Annotated in this window: 20 protein-coding genes; 10 read left to right on the top strand and 10 right to left on the bottom strand. The window is 37.0% G+C overall.

Annotated features, from left to right (window positions below; translation table 11 throughout):
* Positions 1-76: 76 nt before the first annotated feature.
* The 3 genes from A3EM_RS0108330 to A3EM_RS0108320 all read left to right on the top strand — a co-directional run bounded on the left by A3EM_RS0108330 (position 77) and on the right by A3EM_RS0108320 (position 4410).
* Entirely contained in the window at positions 77-1945 is a 1869-nt protein-coding gene (locus A3EM_RS0108330; protein ID WP_020527736.1) for a DUF5060 domain-containing protein, read from the top strand.
* Between the two features lie 127 nt (positions 1946-2072).
* Positions 2073-2387 (top strand): L-rhamnose mutarotase, encoded by a 315-nt coding sequence (gene rhaM / locus A3EM_RS0108325; RefSeq protein ID WP_020527735.1) that lies wholly within the window; start codon positions 2073-2075, stop codon positions 2385-2387.
* Positions 2388-2475: 88 nt separating this feature from the next.
* The gene (locus A3EM_RS0108320; RefSeq protein ID WP_020527734.1) at positions 2476-4410 is read left to right on the top strand and encodes a heparinase II/III domain-containing protein; all 1935 of its coding nucleotides are present in this window, start codon (positions 2476-2478) and stop codon (positions 4408-4410) included.
* A 32-nt stretch (positions 4411-4442) separates the two neighbouring features.
* On the opposite strand, the gene A3EM_RS0108315 is transcribed toward A3EM_RS0108320, so the two are convergent.
* The 5 genes from A3EM_RS0108315 to A3EM_RS0108295 form a co-directional block, all read right to left on the bottom strand.
* The gene (locus A3EM_RS0108315) at positions 4443-6341 is read right to left on the bottom strand and encodes a monovalent cation:proton antiporter-2 (CPA2) family protein (RefSeq protein ID WP_020527733.1); all 1899 of its coding nucleotides are present in this window, start codon (positions 6339-6341) and stop codon (positions 4443-4445) included.
* Positions 6338-6943, bottom strand: coding sequence for a glutathione-regulated potassium-efflux system oxidoreductase KefF (gene kefF, locus A3EM_RS0108310; RefSeq protein ID WP_020527732.1), 606 nt, complete (start codon positions 6941-6943; stop codon positions 6338-6340). The genes A3EM_RS0108315 and kefF overlap by 4 nt, the downstream gene beginning before the upstream one ends.
* 5 nt (positions 6944-6948) lie before the next feature.
* Positions 6949-7746, bottom strand: coding sequence for an SDR family NAD(P)-dependent oxidoreductase (locus tag A3EM_RS0108305; protein WP_020527731.1), 798 nt, complete (start codon positions 7744-7746; stop codon positions 6949-6951).
* Complete coding sequence (locus A3EM_RS0108300; RefSeq protein ID WP_020527730.1) at positions 7743-8717, bottom strand: LLM class oxidoreductase; 975 nt, start codon at positions 8715-8717, stop codon at positions 7743-7745. The genes A3EM_RS0108305 and A3EM_RS0108300 overlap by 4 nt, the downstream gene beginning before the upstream one ends.
* Positions 8718-8916: 199 nt before the next feature.
* Entirely contained in the window at positions 8917-9933 is a 1017-nt protein-coding gene (locus A3EM_RS0108295; protein ID WP_020527729.1) for a zinc-binding alcohol dehydrogenase family protein, read from the bottom strand.
* 202 nt (positions 9934-10135) lie between these two features.
* On the opposite strand from A3EM_RS0108295, the gene A3EM_RS0108290 reads away from it, so the two are divergent.
* Entirely contained in the window at positions 10136-10990 is an 855-nt protein-coding gene (locus A3EM_RS0108290) for an AraC family transcriptional regulator (RefSeq protein WP_020527728.1), read from the top strand.
* Positions 10991-11466: 476 nt separating this feature from the next.
* On the opposite strand, the gene A3EM_RS0108285 is transcribed toward A3EM_RS0108290, so the two are convergent.
* Positions 11467-11991 (bottom strand): YfiT family bacillithiol transferase, encoded by a 525-nt coding sequence (locus A3EM_RS0108285; RefSeq protein ID WP_020527727.1) that lies wholly within the window; start codon positions 11989-11991, stop codon positions 11467-11469.
* Between the two features lie 182 nt (positions 11992-12173).
* Here A3EM_RS0108285 and A3EM_RS0108280 point away from each other — a divergent pair, with 182 nt between their 5' ends.
* Positions 12174-13061 carry a LysR family transcriptional regulator gene (locus tag A3EM_RS0108280; protein ID WP_020527726.1) on the top strand — a complete coding sequence of 296 codons (888 nt, stop codon included), beginning with the start codon at positions 12174-12176 and terminating at the stop codon, positions 13059-13061.
* Between the two features lie 260 nt (positions 13062-13321).
* Positions 13322-13510, top strand: a complete 189-nt coding sequence (locus tag A3EM_RS0108275; RefSeq protein WP_020527725.1) for a hypothetical protein — start codon at positions 13322-13324, stop codon at positions 13508-13510.
* Between the two features lie 18 nt (positions 13511-13528).
* Here the strand turns inward: A3EM_RS0108275 and A3EM_RS0108270 are convergent, their stop codons facing one another.
* The 3 genes from A3EM_RS0108270 to A3EM_RS45635 form a co-directional block, all read right to left on the bottom strand.
* Entirely contained in the window at positions 13529-14722 is a 1194-nt protein-coding gene (locus A3EM_RS0108270) for an aldose epimerase family protein (protein ID WP_020527724.1), read from the bottom strand.
* Between the two features lie 228 nt (positions 14723-14950).
* A complete protein-coding gene (locus tag A3EM_RS0108260; RefSeq protein WP_020527722.1) occupies positions 14951-15451 on the bottom strand; it encodes a hypothetical protein in 501 nt (166 codons plus the stop codon).
* A 178-nt stretch (positions 15452-15629) separates the two neighbouring features.
* Positions 15630-16373 carry a LytR/AlgR family response regulator transcription factor gene (locus tag A3EM_RS45635; RefSeq protein ID WP_020527721.1) on the bottom strand — a complete coding sequence of 248 codons (744 nt, stop codon included), beginning with the start codon at positions 16371-16373 and terminating at the stop codon, positions 15630-15632.
* Positions 16374-16558: 185 nt separating this feature from the next.
* Here A3EM_RS45635 and A3EM_RS0108250 point away from each other — a divergent pair, with 185 nt between their 5' ends.
* From A3EM_RS0108250 to A3EM_RS0108235, 3 genes are all read left to right on the top strand, one after another.
* Positions 16559-17887: a PDZ domain-containing protein gene (locus tag A3EM_RS0108250; protein WP_020527720.1), complete on the top strand. Its 1329-nt coding sequence runs from the start codon at positions 16559-16561 to the stop codon at positions 17885-17887.
* A 245-nt stretch (positions 17888-18132) separates the two neighbouring features.
* Positions 18133-19083: a lysophospholipid acyltransferase family protein gene (locus A3EM_RS41860; protein ID WP_044237771.1), complete on the top strand. Its 951-nt coding sequence runs from the start codon at positions 18133-18135 to the stop codon at positions 19081-19083.
* A gap of 100 nt (positions 19084-19183) precedes the next feature.
* The gene (locus tag A3EM_RS0108235; RefSeq protein WP_020527717.1) at positions 19184-19927 is read left to right on the top strand and encodes an outer membrane beta-barrel protein; all 744 of its coding nucleotides are present in this window, start codon (positions 19184-19186) and stop codon (positions 19925-19927) included.
* Positions 19928-19996: 69 nt separating this feature from the next.
* Here A3EM_RS0108235 and A3EM_RS45630 read toward each other — a convergent pair whose 3' ends face one another.
* Positions 19997-22474 carry an energy transducer TonB gene (locus tag A3EM_RS45630; RefSeq protein ID WP_020527716.1) on the bottom strand — a complete coding sequence of 826 codons (2478 nt, stop codon included), beginning with the start codon at positions 22472-22474 and terminating at the stop codon, positions 19997-19999.
* Positions 22475-22900: 426 nt separating this feature from the next.
* On the opposite strand from A3EM_RS45630, the gene A3EM_RS0108225 reads away from it, so the two are divergent.
* Positions 22901-23563, top strand: coding sequence for a vWA domain-containing protein (locus tag A3EM_RS0108225; RefSeq protein ID WP_020527715.1), 663 nt, complete (start codon positions 22901-22903; stop codon positions 23561-23563).
* The last annotated feature ends 77 nt before the right edge of the window (positions 23564-23640 follow it).

The raw sequence follows: 23640 nt of genomic DNA, 5'->3' as shown, positions 1-23640 counted from the left end.
GAGGATATGGATTCACTCCCCAGAGATTGGAAAATTATCAACTTTTTAGCCTTATAATTATCTAAACTAATTAACCATGATAGACCCCCACCCCCGCTTATTTAGAGGAATCTTTTTTTCCATTTTCCTTCTGGTTTTAAATTCTTGTCAACAGCCTCCAAAGGTTAAAATTGATGGAGAACTCAAAAAATGGCATCGGATTACACTCATTTTCGATGGGCCGGAAAGTAGCGAAATGGCAGATGACAATCCATTTCTGAATTACAGACTTGATGTTACTTTTACCAATGGCAATGAAAAATTTGTAGTGCCAGGATTTTATGCAGCCGATGGAAATGCGGCAGAAACCAGTGCTGACAAAGGAAATAAGTGGATGGTCAGGTTTACTCCCAACCAGACTGGAGAATGGAATTATCAGGTTTCTTTTAAAAAAGGAGAAAAAATTGCCATAGCCGATGATATTACCAAGGCACAAAGCGGGGAATATATGGATGGGGCAAAAGGTGAATTTTCTATTAGTCCCAATGATAAAACAGGAATAGATAATCGGGCAAAAGGCAGGCTAAACTATGTAGGAGAGCCTTATTTAAAGTTTGAAGAAACCGGGAAATATTTCATTAAACTAGGAGTAGATGCTCCGGAGAATTTATTTGCCTACGCAGACTTTGATGCCTCTACAAATGTTTTTGATTTTCAGAAAAAATGGGCAGCACATGAGAAGGATTTTGAGCCTTCAGCTGAGCCATTCACCTGGCAGGGCAATAAAGGAAAAAATTTGCTGGGTGCCATTAATTATCTGGCTGCTGAAGAACTGAATGTGTTTTCATTTCTTACTTTTAATGTGGATGGAGATGACCGGAATGTATTTCCCTATCTGCTAAAAGTTTCCGAATCGGAATATAAGGAATATGCAGATGTAAAAAAGAATAAAAATGCCTGGGATTCCCTTTTTCATAAAACCCGGTTCGATATTTCCAAATTAGAACAGTGGGAAAGGGTACTGGAATACGCAGAAACGAAAGGTATGTTTTTACATTTTAAAACCCACGAAACCGAAACTGACCACTTAATGGATAAAGGCATTTTCGGAACGGAGGGGAAATTGTATTACAGGGAATTGATTGCCAGGTTTGGTCATCATCTTTCTATGAACTGGAATTTGGGAGAGGAAAATAATCAGCCAATTGAGGAGGTGATTAAAGTGGCAAATTATGTTTACAATCTCGATCCATATAAGCATCACCTAGTGATCCATACTTTCCCCAACCAGGATGATCGCTATGCTTCTTTTATTGGAGATCAGTCCCCACTTACGGGAGCCTCTTTACAATTGAGTCACCCTGATTTTATTGATGTACATCCCCGGGTGCTGAAATGGAAGAAGAAATCTGATGCTACTGGAAAGAGATGGGCTTTGGCAGTTGATGAACCGGGAAAAGCCAATATTGCCCTTCTGCCGGATGCTGAAGATATGGAACACAACCTGGCACGAGCCAATGCCATGTATGGTACTTTAATGGCAGGTGGATTTGGGGTAGAATGGTATTTTGGATATGCGAGTCCCCATTCCGATTTAACCTGTGAGGACTTTAGAAGCCGGGATTTATTCTGGGATCAGAACAGATATGCATTGCAGTTTTTTGAAAACCACCTGCCTTTTTGGGAAATGGAACCAGCGGATGAATTAACTTCTGATACCTTATCATTCTGTCTGGCCAAAGAAAATGAAGTTTATGCCATTTTTATCCCTGAAAACCTGGAAACTACCGAAATCAATTTTAAAGATACTCAGGATGAATTTTCTGTTCAGTGGTATAATCCCAGAGCGGGGGGAAATCTTCTGTCAGGCTCAGTTGAAGCTATTGAGGCCAAGGGAGTAACTTCTATAGGTTTTCCACCCGAAGATAAGGAAAAAGACTGGTTGGTTTTGGTGAAAAAGAAGTGATATAAAAATAGAAATACCATACCTGGCTTAAGTATAAAGCGAAGCGGTTACTTAAGCCTTTTAATAAAGAAAAGTTTGAAACTTTCTGTAAATTGTACAATTTAACTTCACACGTCCAACCTCTAATATGAAAAAAACACTGGCTTTTAAAATGAAACTTCATGAAGGCATGAAGGAAGAATACGAAAAAAGGCATAATGAAATCTGGCCCGAGTTAAGACAGCTTTTAAAGGATAATGGAATAGAAGAATACCATATTTTTCTTGATGAGGAAACCAATATCCTTTTTGCCTTCCAAACTGTGTCCGGAGATAGTAATTCCCAGGATTTAGGAAATACAGAAATCGTGAAAAAATGGTGGGCTTATATGAAGGATATTATGGAAACAAACCCTGATAATTCCCCTGTTTCAGTAGAATTGGAAAAAGTTTTTACCCTGTAATGAAAATCAATCTTTTGAAAAGGCTAAATTATGCTGATTTTCTTCAACTTATCCTTTTACAAATCCTAACTACCAAATACTAGTGGATATGAAAATTTTAGCTTCAATTTTAATATTGAGTCTTTTAACACTGAGTAGTTTAACTTTAGAAAATGAAAACCTGCTTCAAAAAAAGGCGGATGAAGTTAATTTTGAGCGTCAATTAATTCAAAATTTTTCTGAATTAAACTATCCTACATACCACAATCGTGAATTTTGGGAAAAGGTACCTCTTTCAATAAAAAAACAATATATTGAGAATGCTTCAGGATATCTTGATTATGACTGGCCGGTTGTAAAAGCCACTGATTATTTGGAAATTATTCGGTCTGGAGGAAGAAACCAACAGGCTTTTGCAGCTCCCAGAACTGCCTTATTAGCCCTGGTAATGGGAGAATTAATCGAGGGTAAAGGTCGATTTATCGACCAGATCGTAAATGGCTCCTGGTATTACTGCGAGCAAACCTGGTGGGGTTGGTCCGCTCACCTAAAGCATCAAAAATCACCTCATGGATTGCCGGATATAAACGAACCTTTGGTTGACCTTGGTGTTGGTGAAATCACTAATATTCTTTCCTGGACCTGGTACCTTTTTAAGGACGAGTTCGACCATATTCATCCTTTGATAGCCGAAAGGCTAAAAGATGAAATTATGAAAAAAGCCGTGATCCCTTATTACCAGCGAGATGACTTTTGGTGGATGGGGTTAACTAGCCCCAGACAAGTAAATAACTGGGTTCCATGGGTCAATCACAATATGTTAACTGCGATACTAATTTTAGAAGATGACCAGGAAAAACGGATCGAAGGAGTAAAAAAAGTAATTCGGTCATTGGATGTATTTTTAAATCAATATCCAGAAGATGGAGGTTGTGATGAAGGCCCGACTTACTGGGGGCATTCAGGTGCCACTATGTTCAAAAATTTGGATCTGCTTAAAAGGGCTACTAATGGTGCATTTGATCTCTTTGATGTTCCAAAAATAGAGAAAATGGGAAGCTACATTTATAAAGCTTATATAGCCTACCCCTATTTTATCAATTTTGCAGATGCAGATGCCTCTACAGGTAGCTATCCCGATGTAATTTATAGTTATGGAAAAGCTATTGATGATCCAAAAATGCAGGAATTTGGGGCCTATTTAGCGAAGAGACAAGACTTTGGAGAAAAAGCTCCTCATGGGAAAATTGACGAACAAATTTCGCAATTAATGTGGCTAAAGGAATTAGAAGAAGTTCCATCTAAGGACGTACTGATTAGCGATTTTTGGTTACCACAAACCCAAATTGCCGGAGGAAGAGATAAAGAAGGGAGTTCTCAAGGTTTCTTTTTTGCTGCCAAAGGTGGACATAATGGTGAAAATCACAATCATAATGATGTTGGTTCCTGTGTGATGTATTACAATGGAAAACCTTGCTTAATAGATTTAGGTAGGGAAAAATATGTAGCCAAAACATTTAGTCCACAACGTTATGAAATTTGGACCATGCAGTCTCAATTTCATAATACACCAAGGATAAATGGACAGGACCAATCTCCCGGAGCTGAGTTTAAAGCGGTCAATTCTACCTTCAAGTCAGATTCCAAAAAAGTTATATTTGCTACAAATATTGCAGGAGCTTATTCCGAATTAGCAGATGTAAAAAAATGGGAAAGGACTTATTTGCTGAAAAGAGGGAAAAGTTTTACCATTCAGGATGATTTTGAATTGGTTAAAAAAAGTCAAGATGAGACTACCTTAAATTTAATTACGTATTGCAAGGTATCTAAAACTTCTCAAGGAAACCTCCAATTGGAAGGAGAGGATTTTAAATTGGCATTAAAGTATAATCCCAATATTTTATTACCAAAGATTGAATTTATTGAGGTGACAGATGAAAGCTTAAAAAAATATTGGCCTGATGGTGTAACCAGAATTGTTTTTACAATCCAAAATCAAGAGCTTAAAGGAAAAACTGAATTACTTTTTACTCAAATTAATTGAGTTAACTTCCGGAAAAAATTTAATTAATCACTTCAAGCCTTTTTTTCAGAATTGTTTTTCTGAAGACGCATTTGCTCACTATCCCAATGGTGATCGGCTTCAATAAATCCTCGTTTAAGATCTTCTTCCAAAAGCTTTTCCTGTTCAGCGATTTCTTCTTTTGCCTGGAAAATATACTCACGGCTATCCTTTGGTTTATCAGCCAGTCTTTTCAAACTGTCTTCATCATATTTAATAAAATTCTGGGCTTGTCTGTATACGCTGTATTTTCTAAATCCCATTTGAGTAAGCACATCCGCGGCTAGTTTTACTGAGGTATCCAGGGACTCGCGATAGACATGCTCAATGCCTGAGTTCAATAATTCGTAGGCATCGTACCTGCTTTTAGCTCTTACCATAAGTTTCACATGTGGATATTTTTCCTTTACAATTTCTACAAGATTCATGGTAGTGTCCGGGTTGTCAACTGCACTGATTAATAAATCAGCCTCATTTATGCCAGCCGACTCCAACAAGTCAATCCGGGTGGCATCCCCATAATAAACTTCGAATCCCATTTTTCTCAGCAGATCTACCCGATTGGAATCGTGATCGAGTATAGTGGCCTCAACCCCATGTGACCGTAAAAACCTTCCAATTGTACTTCCAAAATGACCAAATCCAACCAGAATGATTTTATGTGATTTGGCGATGTGGTCAATGGGTCTTTTTTCAGATTCTTTTGTGCCCACCTTTGGCAGGATTACCCTTTCATTAATGATTCCCAATATTGGGGCAAGTGTCATGGATAAGGCGGTTACTACCAACATCATATCTAGGTATTCTCTTGTCAGAATATTTAGTTGAAATGCAAATGAGAGCAATACAAAAGCAAATTCTCCTATCTGTGCCAATCCTATGCTTAGAAGTAATCTCTGATCCATTTTTAACTTAAAAAGGAGGGCAATGAGATATATCACTAATGCCTTTAAAAGGATCACTCCGGCAACCAACCCACCTATCATTATAGGATTTTCCCGAATGACAATAAAATTAATGGAAGCTCCCACAGCCATAAAGAACAGACCAAGGAGCAGTCCCTTAAATGGTTCAAGGTTGCTTTCGAGCTCATGTTTAAACTCACTGGTTGCCAAAACTACTCCGCCCAGGAAAGCCCCTAAAGCCGGGCTTAACCCTACTAATTCCATTGCAAAAGACAGACCTAATATGATAAGCAAAGCAGAGGCTGAAAGTAATTCCCTTAGTTTGGTGGTGGCGACCAACTTTAACATAGGTACAATCAGGTAACGGCCGGCAAGTATTACAATGGCTACAGAAAGGATTACAGCCAGTGTTTGAACTCCTATTGGTAAACCTTCTAATAAGTAGGTTTGTACTTCCCCTTCATGAGTATCAGTTGAAGCAGCCGGGTTGGAATTCGAAAGCAAAGGAATCACGGCCAACATAGGGATAACAATAATGTCCTGAAAAAGGAGAATAGAGAATGATGCCGTGCCATAGGAGGTGTTCATTAATCCTTTTTCCTTGATGGTTTGTAGGACAATTGCAGTGGAGGAAAGGACTACAGCCATGGAAACGACAAGAGAAACCTTCCAGTCAAATCCTAGAAATAAGAAAGCGATATGGGATAATGCCAGGGTGAATACAAGCTGGGACCCACCCATTCCCACAATGCTTTTTCTCATATGCCAAAAGCTCTTTGGTTCTATTTCCAGACCGATAAGAAAGAGCATGATTACTACTCCAAATTCCGCAAAATGGAGAATATCTTCTCCCTCTTCCCCCACAAAACCAAATACATAGGGGCCTATAAACATTCCTGCAATTAGGTAGCCCAACACGGAACTTAAACCAAAACGTTTGGCTATCGGAACAAAAATAATAGCTCCCGCAAGAAAAATTATGGCTTCAAATAGAATACTGCCGCTCATTTTATAATGGAATTATGAAGTTGTTTTAGATCATTCAGGTAGTCACATCTTCCCAGTTTTTGGGCAGTAATTCCCTGTTGCAGTAAGGAAATTGCTTTATCATATTGTTCACTATAGTTTTGAAGTTCCTCTTCAGCTAATAAATGTGTTCCCATTACAGTAAAGGGAGGCAGATATGTCATTCCGCAAAGTCGGGCTGTCTGTTCAAAAGGCCTCATAAATTCATTGACTGAATAATTATTGTTTCCTTCAGCACAATACACTGCACGCGAACCTCCCGCAGTGATCACACTCAAAACCTGTTTTCCTTTCAGGGCATTTCCATCAGGACCATAAGCCCATTTGTACTCCAGTACTAAATCAATCCACTGTTTAAGTATTGGAGGGCAGCTATACCAATAAAGCGGATGATGCCAAACAATCACATCATGCTCCAACAATAGTTTTTTCTCCTTAATAATGTCAATATTAAAATCAGGATAATGCTCATAAAGATCATGGAATGTTACTCCCGGTCTCTTCTTTATTTTTTCAACTAATGCTTTGTTTACACGTGAACTTTCAAATTTAGGATGAGCAAATAGGATGAGAACCTCGGCCATAGGGATTATCTTTCTAAAATTTCATTTGTAACTTTCATGAGCTTACCAATTTTCAGATTGTCATAAGCATCAGGATGTGCCTGGGCAAAGTTACCACTATCATTGTTAAAATACTTTCCAGACACACTTTTATATTTTTCGGAAATTGCCAGGGCGTACAAAATATCAGCACCTTTTTCTGCAGGTGACCAAAAACTACCAAAGGCCTCCAAAGCCATTTTTGTATGTAATAGGGAACCAGGATTTACGGCTATCACATTTAAATCTTTTTCGTTTTCTGCCAATTGAAAACTCCACATAATTAACGCCAGCTTACTTTGTGCATAAGTATCTGGTTCAGATGCTTTTCTTCTTCCCATTAATACTTCAAGATCAACGGGAGCCTGAGCAGCAGATGCCAGATTAATTACCCGTGCATCATTTCCGTATCTAAGTAGGGTCAATAATTCCTTTGTCAATAGATACGAGGCCAGATAGTTTACGACAAAGCGCGTATCTAATTCATCTTCATTTTGAGGAACAGAACTATTATATACCCCAGCATTATTAATCAGGATGTCCAATGATTCCAGGTCATTTTTCACCTCATCACTCATGCTTTTTACCGCAGATAAGTCAGAGAAATCAGCAACAAAACCTGATACATTTTCATTTCCTGAGTCAAATTTGGCTTCCTCAATTGCCTTGGTTAATTTCTCTTGGTTTCTGCCATGCAGATATATTTGGTGGCCATCTTTAGCAAGTTTTATTGCCACTAATTTTCCTATACCATCTGTGCTTCCAGTGACTAGTATTTTTTTCATAATTGAATTTCTTTTTCTGTTTGGTGGATTTGATTCAAAACTTTATTCGCAATTTTTTGGAGTGTTGCTTCCATAGGCATGGAGTTAAACCTAAGATTGATCGCTACATGGTTGACTCCAATTTCTTCCAATTGTTGAAAATAATCCAGCAAATACTTTGGCCCAATTCTGAAACCCAGTGGTATGGCCTGAGGTTTGGCGTCATCATTTTCTTCCAGAATTACATACAAAGGTTGCATAAATGGTTTATCGTATTCAAAGTCTCTGGAAATCAATTCCCGCCATTGAAGGATGTTGTTATATTGTTGATATAAATTTCTGGGATAATTCATCCATCCGTCTGCATTTTTGGCATTCCATTCCAGTGTTTGTCTGCTACTCCCTGTGATCAATAAAGGAATTTTATTACCATAAGGTTTTGGCAACATATCCATATTGCCATTCAGGTTGCCATAATTTGTATTTCCACCGATGGGAAAATTTCCCTGTATATTTCGGATATAGTCAAATGCATCACGAAATAATTCCTCACGTTTTTCAAATTCGATGCCCATAGCCGGATATTCGTCAGGTCTGTCTCCTGAGGCCACCCCCAAAATCATTCTACCCTCAGAAAGTTGATCTATGCTGGTAGCTGATTTAGCTATATGAAGTGGATGATGAAGGGGTAAAGCAATACTGGAAATGCCCAAAGCAATCTCAGAAGTATGAGCTGAAAGAAACCCGAGGTAAGTAAAAGGATCAAACATTTGCCCAGCATCTCCAAAGGAAGGAACATTAAAAGGGATATCCCGAACCCAAAGAGCTTTAAACCCAAGTTCTTCCACAAGTTTGACTTTTTCCAGGTGATCTTTCATTCCTGGGATGGGCCCACTTTCATAATTTTCAATAGGGATGACAATGCCCACACTGAGCTTTCCCGGCCTGAAAACGCGATTAAATCCCTTATTTATTTTTTTAAAATCTTTCATCTTTATAGAGGGGAAATAAATAGGCTTCTCAAATTAGAAGAAGCCTATTTTACCATGAAAATTCAAAAGTTTAAACCCAGTTTATTTTAGCTTAAATCATTTAATGAGGACTTACCTAACAGGCCATTTCTGAATTCAATAAATATGATTTTCAAAGCTGAGAGAAGGATATAAGTTTTTAAGAAATAGGTAGTCACTACTAAAATTGTATGACAGTCTTACCAATGGTTTTTCCTGATTCCTGCATCTCATGGGCTTTTTTGAGGTTGTCTGCTGATAATCCTTTCAGGGTAGTTGTCAGGGTAGACTTTAATGTTCCTTCTTCCAGCAATTGCGCTACATGATTTAAAATCTTGTGTTGCTGGTCAATATCTTCTGTATGGTACATAGATCGGGTATACATCAATTCCCAGCTAAAGGAAACACTTTTACTTTTAAGAATATCCAGGTTTAGTGGTTTACTACTGGCAGTAATTGAAACAATATGGCCCTGGGGTTTTATAATTTCAGCAATGCTATCCCAATATCCTTCTAAATCTACAAAGTCCAGGATATAATCTACCTGCGGATAGCCAATTCGCTCCAATTCTGATTGCAGGTTTTCTCTATGGTTGATTACATGGTCAGCTCCCATTTCCAAACACCAATCGATTGTTTCCTGGCGGGAGGCGGTTGCTATCACGGTAAGTTTAGCCAATTTTTTAGCTAACTGAATGCCTATAGATCCTACACCACCGGCACCTGCAAGTATAAGTACTGATTTCCCTTTATCCTTTTCAGGATCAATCTTTATCCGGTCAAAGAGAGATTCATAAGCAGTCAGTCCGGTAAGTGGTATGGCTGCTGCTTCCGCATCAGTTAAATTTTTTGGCTTAAAGCCCACAATGCGTTCATCTACCAACTGAAACTCTGCATTGCTGCCACTTCTGGTGATATCCCCAGCATAGTAAATCTCGTCCCCAACTTTGAATCGGGATGTTTTTTCCCCTACAGCCTCTACTGTTCCCACTGCATCCCAACCTATAATTTTAGGAACTTCTAAAGTTTGATCTTTAGCCGAATTCAGTCTTATTTTATAATCGACCGGGTTAACTGAAATTGCAGAAATCTTTATTAGCAGATCATAACCATCTGGGGTTGGTTTCTCTGTTTCAAATTCAATGAAACTGTTTGCTTCATTAATTGGTAATGATTGTTTAAACCCTATTGCTTTCATTATTATTAATTGCTTTGTTAAATTACTTGTTTGATTATTATGTCAAAGATCGGTGTCAAACTTTAATATTCAGTTGTATCACTTTCGGTTTTTATGGTATGCAAACAGGATTGTGGTCTGTGATCATAAAATTTGGAATAAAATATTGGCATTTTTTAGGGAAATTATCCTATAATTGTCATCTAAAACCAATATTCTTACAATGATTACAGAGGAAGCCCAAAAAATTTTCGAGATTCATGTAGAAGAGATAACTGAGTGGAAAAAAAGACCCCATAAGCACAATTTCTTTGAGATCGTTTATGTGGATGAGGGAAGAGGGCATCAGTGCATTAACCAGCATGAATTTGATTATGAAGCAGGAAATATTTTTTTACTCCCCCCACTGGATTGCCATTCATTTAAAATTAAGGAGTTCTCCAGATTTTATTTTATTCGATTTACCGATCATTACTTTTTGAATAACCATAAGCTTGCAGACTACAAGGAATGGTTTGATCGAATGGCCTACATACTGGCGAATTACAATAAGGTCCCAGGAGATATAATCAGTTCAGATCGGGAAAGGTCATATATTATACAAACTATTAAGTCTATTTATCAGGAATATCTTCATGGGGATTCTTATTCAGATGCTATTATAACAGGAGCAATAGCCAGTATTCTGAATATTTTAGCCAGAAGTATTGAAAAAAGATATGTTGATCAGGGGAATGAATCAGAAAGAAGATTTGGAGAGGTTTTACGCTTCATCAATACACATATTAGTAATACTGATAATCTCAGAATCCCTGTGCTTTCAGAGAAATTTGGGATTTCCCCTACTTATTTTTCAGAATATTTTAAAAAGCAGGCCGGGATGAATTTGAATGAATATATTACAAAATCGAAGTTAAAACTGGTGGAAACAAAAGTGCTACATACCGATCTGACTTTAAAGGAAATTGCCTTTGAATTAAATTTCACTGATAGTAGCCATCTGGCCCGGACCTTCAAAAATTCTTATGGCATGACTATTAAAGAATTTAAGGATAGCGGACAAAGGTGTTGCTCCTGATTTTGTTGAATTTTATTTTATTCCCTGGTTCTTACCCATAAATGTTTCAAAAGCAATAAGGGACATTTATTATTTCTGGTGAAGAACATTCTTTTAGTAGCTGAACCGGACCTGAAAGCAAAGTGTCTCCCCAAGGTTTTACATCTGAAATAAATTTTTGTAAAGGAAGACTTCCGCTATACAAAGAAAGCCGGAAGTAAAATACTATCCGGCTTAATAGAGTGCGATTATCTCGATTGCATTATCAAGCGCCAACTTTATCATGCAAATTGAGAATTCATTTTTGAAAATCAGTACTGATTACAAAAACAGTTAAAAATATAAAATTGCCGTTATTATGGCAAATTTTAAATCAGGTGACTTTACAAATATCCTGTAATATTGTTCTATTTTTATTCCCCTGTAATTTAGCAAAAGCAATTAATCTATAGGTATCTTCCAAGCCTTACAAGAGATGTTATAGCAATTTTTTCTATTTACCATTTCATTCTTTCCCTAAGGGAAGTAATATGGGCAATATGATGTTTTCCGTGCCAGGCATATAATCCAAGGTTATAGTCCAGGCTAACAGTGCCATTTTCCGGATGATAGAACCTTTTTTTGAAATCATCTTCTTGTAGAGAACGCAGTAAAATAACCCACCTTTGATGTAGACATTCCAGTAATTTAAGGGAAGTTTCTAATGGGGTTTCCTTATAGTCACAAAGCGTAGCCCAGGCCGCTTCATTGTATGCTTTAATTTGAGGGCAGTCTTCCGTAAGTGCAAGCTTAAACCTTGCGAAACTATTGAGATGGCTATCAGGCAGGTGATGCACCACCTGACGTACACTCCAGCCTCCAATCCGATAGGGAGTATCCAGTTGTTTTTCAGATAATCCGGCTACGGCTTCATATAATTTTTTTGGAGTGTCTTCAATTTCAGCAATCAGTGCTTTCCTTTCCTGATCATTATATCCACCTGGATATTGATATTGTCCTATTGGGTATTTTTGATTTTCCATGAGTATAGGGATTTTTTACAAGAATACAGGATTTTTGGCTTCATGTAAAACGAAAAGTTTTCATCACCATCATGAGATAATTTCATGACAAAAAATGGATGATAATTTAAATCCCGTTGTTATTTTGGCAATTGTGAAGATTAACCAGATTTAGTTTTCCGGGAAAATCCAAATAAAAATTTATGGAAATCAGGCATTTAAAACTCATAAAAGCGGTGGTAGAAGAAGGAGGCATTACCAATGCTACGGAAAAATTACACTTAACCCAAAGTGCAATTAGCCATCAATTGAAAGAGGCGGAATCACAGCTGGGAACACCAATTTTCTATAGAATTAATAAAAAACTTGTATTGACACCGGCAGGAGAAAAAATGCTGGAAGCATCCAGGGTTATTTTAAGTGAATTAAAAAAGGCAAAATCTGAAGTGAAAGCCCTTACCAGCGGAGAAAAAGGAAGCCTTTCGGTGAGTACTGAATGCTATACCTGCTACCATTGGTTACCACCTTTGCTAAAGCGGTTTAATCATGACTTTCCCAGTATCGAGGTGAAAGTGATGTTTGAATTTACGCATCATCCAATGGAAAATCTGTTGAATGGAAAATTGGATTTGGCCATTACCAGTGATAAAGTAGAAAATGACAAAATTGAATATATCGATCTTTTTTGTGATGAATTGATGGCTGTTGTTGGGGAAAATCATCCCTGGACAGATCTGGATTATGTAACCGCAGAAGATTTTTGTGATGTCAATCTTATTATCCACTCTTTGCCTCTGGAAAGCGTAACAGTTTATCAAAAAGTGCTTTCTGTCAACAACATCACTCCTGAGAAGATTACCATCATTCCTTTGACAGAAGCAACTATTGAGATGATAAAGGCAGAAATGGGAATTGCCGTACTGGCCAAATGGGCCATTAAATCCTATTTAGCCCAAAATAGTGTACAGGCCATTAAAGTTTCTCCTGAAGGTCTTCATCGGAAATGGTATGTGGCGCGGTTAAAAGACCGTACTTTTCCCTCCTATTTCGATTGTTTTATAAGTTTTCTTCGGCAGGAAATTCAGTTTTAGTCCTAAAATCCATTTTTGGGGATAAAATTCCCCAGTTAATCCACACTTTGCCCGGGGACTTAATTCCTTCTTTTTTGTTAAACCATTGTAAACCAGCTCATTAATATAATTTTATTTTTTGGTATTAAATTTTTACCGTAAGGAATCATCTGACCTTGATTAATGATCAAATAAACCAAAATAGGTAATTTCCCGGTTGGAATTTAATTGCCAACCGGGAATTGCTTAAAACATACCTCTAACCAAAAAACTTTTTAGCTATGAAAAAACACATGCTTTTATTTTTCGGGCTTATTGCATTAATTAATATTTTCCATTTTGCTTTTCAGAAATCTGAAAAAGAAGTACTTGTAACAGATGAAAATGGACAACTCATCAAACTGGATTCTATTGAAAATCAAAAACCAGCCATAAAACTATTTACAAAAACATTGCTTTCGTCCCGATAAAATAAATAAGGCTTAGCTTTAATTTCCTACTTCTTTTTCAACTGAGAACTTATAAACCGTAGAAGATTCATATTTTTCTCCAGGTTTTAAAACAGTAGATGGAAAATCTGGGTGATTGGGAGAATCAGGAAAATGTTGTGTTTCCAGACATAAGGCAAATCTTTGGTTATAGACCTTGTCCATTTTTCCGGTAATTTTTCCATCGAGAAAATTTCCAGTATAAAATTGTACAGCAGGCTCTGTGGTGAAAAGCTGCATTACCCTTCCACTGGTCGGCTCCTTTAATTCACCCAAAATTTCCAGGTCATTAGGAGTCTGACGATTGAAAACCCAGCAATGATCATAACCGCCTCCAAGTTTAATTTGCTCATTACTGGCATTAATTTCCTCACCAATTTTTTGAAAGTCTTTGAAATTGAATGGAGTTCCTTCCACATTTCTTAACTCTCCGGTTGGGATAAGTCCTTCATCTACTGGTAAATAATGATCTGCTTTCAGCATAAGGGAGTGATCAAGAATATCTCTTTTTACATCTCCTGTTAAGTTAAAATAGGTGTGATTTGTGAGATTAACATGAGTGGTTTTATCTGTGGTAGCTATATAATCAATGGCAATCGCATTTTCATTGTCAATGGTGTAAATAACTTCCACATTAAGATTTCCAGGGTATCCTTCTTCCATGTCTTTACTCAGGTATTTCATTTTCAAGGCTACCGAATTTTCCTTTTTTTCAATTTCGGTTTCCCATATCACCTTGTCAAAACCTACTAATCCTCCATGTAAATGATTTTTCCCATTGTTCACAGCCAATGGATATTCCTTACCATCCAGCATGAATTTTCCATTGGCAATTCTGTTTCCATATCGCCCGACAATAGCCCCAAAGTAGGGTGAGCTTTTCAGATAGCCTTCAAGGTTGTCATAACCTAAAACAACGTCTTCCATTTTCCCATCTTTATCCGGAACTAAAACAGAAGTGATAATTCCACCATAATTGGTAATTTTCACTTCCATATTGTCCTGGTTTTTAATGGTAAATAAGGTGGCTGTATCCCCAGATGGAAGTGTTCCGAAAAAGGAGGTATTTACAGTGAGATTACTCTTAATTTCTTCGGGTACCTCCACAGTTTTATCTTCTTCTTGTTTTGGCTGGCAAGAAAAAAAGCCTAAAGAAAGGAGGTAGAATAAGGTACAAAAAATCGTTTGTTTCATTTGTTTAATTATTAGGACGTTAGATTTTTGAAATCTGTAAAATGCTCTAATTTAATGATTTGAGAAAGAATATACTTTTCAAACCATTAATTTTTTTGAGAGGGGAAGTAAAATTAGAAATAAATCAATATTTCTATTAAATGCGCAAAAAATATCCTTTTCCATGAATTTCAGCAATTGCTTTATATTTCAAGTTAAAAGGGAAGTTTCCAGGAGTTACCAAAAGCATTAATTGTATCGAATTTCCAAAAAGCTGCCTGTTACACTTACATTTTCGCCTTCATTCTCGCTGCGAATGGCCAGACCGATTTTTATTTCTTTATTTTTTGGAAATGAATTAATCAGGTTTTCAGAAAATCTATTTTGCACAGTGATGCTGTTTTTATCGGTGATAATGTTTGAGTTTTTCACAAACTTTCCCTCTGTATGATTGTAAAGCGCTACTTCACAGGCATTCATAATTTTGTTTGTTCTAATTACAGTATGAAACACGATCTCTTTGGCATTCTGATGTCTTTTGGAATCGAAAACAGTGTTATATCCAGGGCCTTCCAGTATCTCCCAATTATCAGAATTAGAAGTGTACAAATCATTCATCCACAGGGTTTTAACTTGGGGGTTTGGAGGTTTTACCGGTGCAAGTTGTGGCGGTAATTCATAAACCGGCTCACAGGAATTAAATAAAAAAAATGAACCTGCCAAAGCACAAAGGAATAAAAGTATTTTCATGTTGGTGGCGTAATTTAAATAATCAAAAAAATAGGGTATTTAAGAATGTCCTGAGTAGGTAAAAAACTTGCTGGCTATAAAAATAACTGGAAGTGAGACTGGTTGTTATGATTGGCTAATTTATCTACAATATTTTAGAGAAATTGATTCCAAAATTGTGACACCGCACATTAAATTTCTAGTCCTCAAACTCAATTTGAACTGCCTTACCAATAGGCAAAAGTTTCCCGGCAATTTCTACATTTTCATTGTTGTAAGACCTGATGTGGTTTTTATTGATAATGTAGGATTTATGAATTCTCAAAAAATGCGCGGGCAGATTTTTTAAGGCCTCTTTCAAGCTGGTATAGGCAATCAGTTTTTGATCACCTGTCAGTTGATAAGTCACATAATTACCCAGTCCTTCAAGGTACTGTATCTCATCTGTTGAGATCCTGAAAATCCTTTTATCCGCCTTAATGTCAATTATCTGATCTGGTTTTTTCAGGTTCTGGTTTAATTCCCTTTCCTGATGAAACAACTCCAGAATTTTTGCAGCTCCTACAAAAATTACGGTAGAATTCACCAAAATAATAGCTCTCAAAATACCATTCAGGTCGAACAAAGGGCTGTGGGGAAGTTGAAGTATGGTTTCATAAAAAAAGTAAATGAATACCCTTTGCAGAACTCCGGAAATTAACAATAGCAATAAATACTGCCAGCCAAAAGAAATGTATTTTTTTGGAAGTAAATTCTTGGGAAGAAGTACATAAATGGTGATATAAACTGCTCCAATCCGGATTGGCAGGAGGATAAATTCGAGAAAATACGATTGGAAATAATTGTTTTCATTTGCCCAGATAAATCCAAACAATAGAAAGTAACTTACCCAAAACAACACATGAGTCAGTATTCTGGAGCCAAATAAATAGTAGCTTTTCATTTGGGATAAATTTGATTTCCAGTTGAGTTTAAATTTTCAGGTTTAATAACCCATTAGTCGAATCCAAAATTAAGAATTTTCACAAGTCATAAAATCCCGCTATTTGGTATAAATAAAGGGGTATTTCATATAAATCTCCAAATTCCCAGGAAGATTTCCTTTAAAATTGGATCAAAAAAACGTTTATGAAAAAAATAATCCTGATCAATTTTTCGATCCTTATGCTTTTGGTTTTCAATCCTATAAGTGCGCAGGATTTGGGCAGAAGAGCTTCCTGGCAGGCAAAGATTGCAGAACCTTCCTTTCCAACTCCCGGGGCACTGGTAAATAGTATAGAAAAAAACTCACCATTGCATAAAAATGGAATTCAATCCGGAGATATCATCCTGAAAGTTGATGATATTTTAGCTAATTCCTCTGAAAGCTGGTGGACCATTACTTATGGGTTAAGAGCCGGCAAGCCAGTAGAAATATTGGTAAAAAGAGGCATAACCACATTTTCGAAAACTATAATTTTCCCCGGAATGGCAAAAGAAAGCCATGAAAACATTGAAACAATTTATACCCAACTGACCAGTGATTATGGTATTACCCAGCGAGTAATTATCACAAAACCCAAAGGCCAAAGTGATAAACAACCAGCTATATTTTTTCTTTCCGGATTAAGTTGCTCCAGTATTGAGTTATATCCCGGAAGAAATTCAAACTGGGGAAAAGTAATCAATGATATTGTGGAAAAATCGGGTATGGTAGTGCTAAGGATAGAAAAACCCGGAGTTGGAGATAGTGATGGGGATTGCGCTTCTACAGATTTTCACACCGAAAAGGCCGGATATCATGCGGCCATAGCTCATTTAAAATCCCTGAATTTTGTGGATACAAACAGGATTATTGTGTATGGTTCGAGTATGGGAAGTGCCCTGGCCCCGTTATTTGCCAATGAATATGGATTGGCTGGTGTGATTTCTGATGGGACCTTTTTTAAAACCTGGTTTGAGCATATGCTGGAAATTGAACGGAGAATCAGACAAATGCAGGGAGATTCTGAGGCTGAAATCGTAGAAAAAATGAATACGGCTTTTATTCCTCTTTACTACGGGATGCTGATCGGGAAAAAATCTTATGAAGAAATTATACAGGAAAACCCGGCCATTGCCCAATATAATTACCACGGATTAAACCACATGTATGGAAGGCCTCTTTCCTATTATCAGCAATTACAGGATTTCAACCTGGCCGGGGAATGGGAAAAGTTGAAAGTGCCTGTAAAAATAATGAGGGGAACAAATGACTGGATTATGTCTTCTTTCGATAACCAGATGATTATGGAAGTTTTGGCCAGAAATGGAAACCAACAAGCCGAACTTTATGAGTTCCCGGGACTGGACCATTGGAATACCATACATGAAAAACCAGCAGATTCTTTCTTCGGAAACCCAGGTAAATGGGATCAGAATATCAGTGATATAATAGTGCAATGGGCGAAGGAATTGGCGAATAATCAGGTGAAATAAGTTTTTTAATTGAATACTTCTGAGCCATTTGCCCTGAAAATATTGTGGGCATTAGTACTTTGGGAAAGTAGTTTAAAACTATTTTCCCAATTTTATTTTTGAAGCTGGATGATTCACAGACAGGTATGGGACTGGAAAAATTAAATTCAACAATGCTTTCCTTATCCTCAGGAATAATTTTTAATTATTTTTGCCAAAATTTACTGAGGGATCCTTAGGCAACAGCAATACTAAATATTAAAAGCTTGAAAAAAAAAATTAGAAAGACACGGAAAGACATCAAGTATTATTTCCTTTTTCAGGGACTTAAAGGATTAATGTTTTTTACCAGAATATTTCCAAGGAAACTGGTTTTGTGGGTATGTGGAAAATTAGGCGGTTTGGCCTATTATCTGGTAAAAGACGCCAGAAAAAAAACGATTGCAAACCTGACCCTTGCACTTTCAAAAGAAAAGTCTGAAGCGGAAATTCTGGAGATCGCCAAAAAAGTATTTGTAAATCTGGGAAAAAATGGAGCCGATGTACTCAGAACCCAACATATTACGGACCTGGAACACTGGAAGGAATATGTAGAAACTGAAGGATGGGAACATTTTGAAAATGCCTTTAACAAAGGAAAAGGTGTGATATGTGTGACCTGCCATATGGGGGCTTTTGAAATGCTGGCTACAAATATGGTTCTGAGGGGATATCCCGCCAGTATTGTGGGAACAGAGTTGAGTAATAAAAGAATTGATGATTTTGTGGTGAATATGAGGACAAGCCGGGGAGTGGAATTTATTCACAGGGGAAAAGACACCATTAAACTGATCAAAACTCTGAAAAGAGGGGAAGTAGTTGGAATGTTGATAGACCAGGATACCAGAGTAAAAAGTACTTTTGCCGATTTTTTCGGAATTCCGGCTTATACACCTCTGGGTGCAGCCCTGATTGCCTTAAAAACCGGTGCAGCGGTAGTGCCATTTGCTATTAGAAGATTAGAAAATGATAAGCACCTTATTTCAGTAAAACCAGAAATCGAAATTGTGAAAAGTGGAGATTTAGATAAAGATATTGATAAATACACCCAGATTTTTAATGAAAATTTAGAGGCTTTCATTCGAAAGGATCTTACGCAATGGGTATGGATGCATGAAAGATGGAAAACACGTCCGCAAGATGTTGCCGAGAGGGAAAGGGAAATGCAGAATGAATAAAATCATCCAGATTTTTTAATCTTACACAAACTAATTAAATTGGATTCGGTTTCGATTACAATTCAATTATTTTTTGGCCTTTACATTAGTGAAATTATTTATGGCATCTAGAAAATTTGGTTCCAGGAAAGTGGAAATATCCACAGTTACCAAAATACCTTTTCCTAATATTCACTCTGCAATTTATGCTTTGGCTTTCATTGGACTTCTCCTCATTTCTCTGGTAGGAAACGCCCAGGATATCAAATGGGGAGCAAGAGCCGGGTTAAATTTCTCCAACCTTGATTTTGATTCTTTTGAGTTTCTTGATAAAGATGGAATTAAACTAAATGTAAGCAGTGATGGTGTTTATGTAGGGTATCATGTAGGTGTATTTAGCCAGATAGGTTTTACTAATATCCCTTTAATGTTCAATCCGGAAATATTATACTCTACCACTGGTGGAAAAATAAAAATTATGGAATCCATGAATGGTGCTGAAATCAATACGACTTCAGAAAATCAAATTTATGGCAGATTGGAAGTCCCTCTGATAGTTGCCTTAGATTTAAGCCCTTTTAGAGTTTCTGCTGGTCCTGTTCCCACCTTTTTTCTCTCAAATAATAAAACACTTACCAATTTGCTGGAAGATAGGGTAAACATAGACATTAGTGATAATTTTGATTCCCCTGTATTATCTTTTCAAATTGCTTTTGGTATGAATTTAGGGAAAAAATTTGCCATTGATTTGAAATATGAGGATAGTTTCAGTGGAGAAACAGGTGTGGGTCAGGGAGTGATTTTGGCTAAGCCAACGAGCCAGCAATTTATTTTTAGTCTGGGTTATTTTTTGAACCAAAACTAGCCCAATAAAAAAGTCTCCTGGATTATACCTTCCCGGAGACTTTTTTATTTCTGAAAATTCTCAGGTCATTTACCTGATGTTAAACTGGATTGGAATGGAAATTTGAGAGTTTACGACCCTTCCTTTTAATTTACCAGGAACCCATTTTGGATATAACTTTAATACTCTTATAGCCTCATCCTCACAGCCATATCCTACATTCGACATAGCCTGAACATTTTGTACTGTTCCATCTCGCATTACGGCAAATTGTAGAATTACCCTCCCGGAAATATTTCTTTCTATAGCCTCTTGTGGATAATTCAGGTTATCTCTCACAAAATTTCCAAAGGCTTTTAGGCCTCCCTGGGGTCTGGGTCTTTCCTCTACCGCAATATAAATTTTATCCATCAATTCCTTCTCTTCAGCCAATTTTCTTTGAACTTCCTCCATCACAGATTCTGAAGGGTTTTCCACTTGTAATCCTACCCCGGCACTGGCAGCTAGTCCGATGTTACCTAAGTTTGCCCCAGGAGCGGGTTCTTGAATCACCTCCTCTTCTACAGGCCTTTCCGGGATGTATTCTTTTGGTTCCTGTTGAGGTGTAGGCTGCGGTTTTGTATTTTGCACTTGAGAAGCCAATTGTTCCTGTGGTGTAGGGTTTTCCTGAGTGATGGAAAGCTCTTCCAACTCATCCCAGTTCTCGTCTTCAAATTCTGTTTCCAGATTGTTGGATGTTCCTCCAAAATCATCATTAGCCGGCAATTCATTTTGTCTGCTCAATAAAACTTTACAAACATCTATTCGGTCTTTGATATATTCGTTATCAGGCTGTTTTTCAGCCGCCATCACGAATTTTGTAAGGGCTTCAACGAAATTACCATCCTTATACAATTGTTCGGCTTCTTCTTTTAAATCCTCAAAATCAGAAGTTTTGGATTCTGAATTGAAAATATTGCCCAACCCGGCTAACAGCCCGAAAGATGATTTTTTACTGAAAGCAAAAAATTGTAGGGAAATAAAAAGAATTAGCAGAATAAGGAATAAGGCTCTCTTCTTTGTGGATTGAAAGAAGCTTTCATTTGCCACAACTTCATCCCCGACATTTTCTTTGGAGTCCTTATTTGCTTTTCCGTTTAATACAGTTCCATTTTTAGTATTCTTCTTGTCATCTACAAAAAAATTATGATCATTATGGTTTAAATCTTCTGGTTTTGCCAAAGTTTCCTTATCCTCTTCATCATTTTGTAAGGTTAATGATTCCAGGCTTTCGAATCCATTAAATTCATTTTGTAGTTCGGATTCTAAGGAATCCAGCTCTTTTTTGTCCTGTTCTTCTCTTTCTTTCTCTTGTTGCTCAATCTCCTTTAAAGTATCATCAAGGGAAATTTCCTTGTCATTTCCTTCATTGTCCTCAGCTCCTCCTATTTCCTGCTCCAGTCTTTTCAATTCCATTAATAAAGGATCTTCTTCCTCGTTTTCCTCCTCCGATTTCATTTTAATTCCATCTTCAAGGGAATCACTTTCCATATCAACCCCTTCAATTCCTGAAAGAAGAGAATCTTCCAGTTTCTGAAGTTCCGACAATTTATCCAGTTCTTCCTTTTCCCTGGCTAATCGTTCTTTTTCCAGTCTTTCCTCTTCCTCTTTTCTTTCTTTTTCTAACCGGGCTTCTTCTTCTTTCCTTATCCTTTCTTCCTCTTCTTTTTGTTCTCGTTCTAAGCGTTCAAGTTCTGCCTGCTTTTCTTTTTCCAGTCTTTCCAGCTCGGCCAAACGTTCCAATTCAAGTCTTTCTTTTTCCTGTCTTTCCCGCTCCAAACGTTCTTCTTCCTCCTTCCTTTCTTGCTCCAACCGGGCTTCTTCTTCCTTTCTACGCCTTTCCTCTTCTTCTCTTTGTTCCTGCTCTATCCTTTCCAACTCTGCCTGGCGTTCTTTTTCCAGTCTTTCCAGTTCGGCCAGCCTTTCTAATTCAAGCCTTTCCTTTTCCTGTCTTTCCTTTTCAAGCCTTTCTTTTTCTTCTTTTTCCTTTTTCAGTCTCTCCAGTTCAGCCTTTCTTTCTTTTTCTAATCGGATCTTTTCCTCCTTTTCTTTTTCCAGCCGAAGCTTTTCCATTTCGGCATAAATAATCCTGCATTCTGTGACCCGGAATTTTATAGCAGTATTGGAGGGTTCAAGGCTATTCAACTTATGGAATAGCGGAAAGGCATCTTTAAATCTTCCTAACTTAAAATATTCTTCACCATAATTTTTTAAGCCGGAAGTATCAAATGATCCATCAGGTTTAAGGAAATCCTTTAATGTTTTTATCTTAATTTTTTCAGCTACTTCCCCCGACTTTGAAAGGGAAAGTTTTCCCCAAAGAGATTTTTTCTGCTTTAGTTTCAGCACTTCAAGTGCCGCATCTATATTATTAATATAGTTGGTATAGAGTTTTTCGAAATGGTCGGAAGTAGTTCTTGAAAGAAGGGTATTAAAAGTTGTTCGTTTATTTTTATACCTGTTTTCAATTTCCTCAAGTGAAGTTTCAGTGTCTGCATCAAAAAAAGACAATGCTTCTAAATGATCCATAAGTAATGGGTTTTTTGGTAAAAAAATCGTCCTAATTTTAGTTTATTGTGTGGTATGTATGGTTTAATCTAAAGCAGGTATTGAAAAAGCTAATGCAATGTAGTAAAAGGCTGGTTGAGTTAAATATTCTGTTTAAATAATTTAACAAATATTCAGAGTTAGGCAAGAATTGGATCGATTTTCATCAAATTTTGCTTATTAGCTTAGGCGCAAAGAAAAAGCCAAAAACTTAAATTAATGTAATATTCTTTGATTTTTTTTCACTTTTATGAGAAAAAATTTTAAATCGGAGCAATTTCTTTCTTTAAAAAGGTTACATCACTGAGAAGAAATTAACACTTTTTTCGAAGTGATTTGTAAGAAATTCGAAAGATTTTGTACTTATTGTTATTGTGGATTTTATGTATTAACTATTCAAAAATAGATATGAAAAAGGGATATACCGATATCGTAGTTTTACTGGACAGATCAGGATCAATGTCTTCAATAAAAGAGGACATGATGGGTGGGTTCAATACCTTCTTAAAAGAGCAAAAGAAACTGGATGGAGAATGTACCATTTCTTTATACAGCTTCGATGAAAATAACGGGCGACTAAGTTATGATACCATTTATAGGGAAGTACCTATAAAAAAGGCTGGTAATCTTAATGACGAAAATTTTGTACCAAGAGGCATGACACCATTACTGGATGCTATGGGAAAATTAATCAATGAAACTGGCAACAGGTACAGGGGTATGAATTCCGAGGACCGACCCGAAAGAATTGTGTTGGTCATCATTACCGATGGGCTTGAAAATGCGAGCAGGGAATTTAAAAAAGAGCAAATTAATAAAATGGTCCAGCACCAGGAGGATAAATATTCCTGGAACTTTATTTATCTAGGAGCCAATCAGGATGCAATTGCTGAAGGGCAATCTATGGGATTTAGTGCTAAAATGGCCATGACATATGAGGTTTCCAAAACAAGAATGATGTATTCCAGCCTGTCTAAAAACATAGCCAATTTCAGAAAAAGTGCAGCTCCTTCCAAGGAATCTCTAGCATTTACAGAAGAGCAGAGGAAAGAGTCAGGAAAGAAAAGTTAGCCTTTTTTCCCTCAGAAAACTGACCTTTAAGCACTACTTTCCTGGTAGTGCTTTTTTATTGGATTAAAAGAGCCATT

The organism is Flexithrix dorotheae DSM 6795 (assembly GCF_000379765.1).
Classification (GTDB): domain Bacteria; phylum Bacteroidota; class Bacteroidia; order Cytophagales; family Flammeovirgaceae; genus Flexithrix; species Flexithrix dorotheae.
The sequence above is the reverse complement of the archived record's forward strand: the minus strand, read 5'-3'. Positions and strand labels throughout refer to the sequence as shown.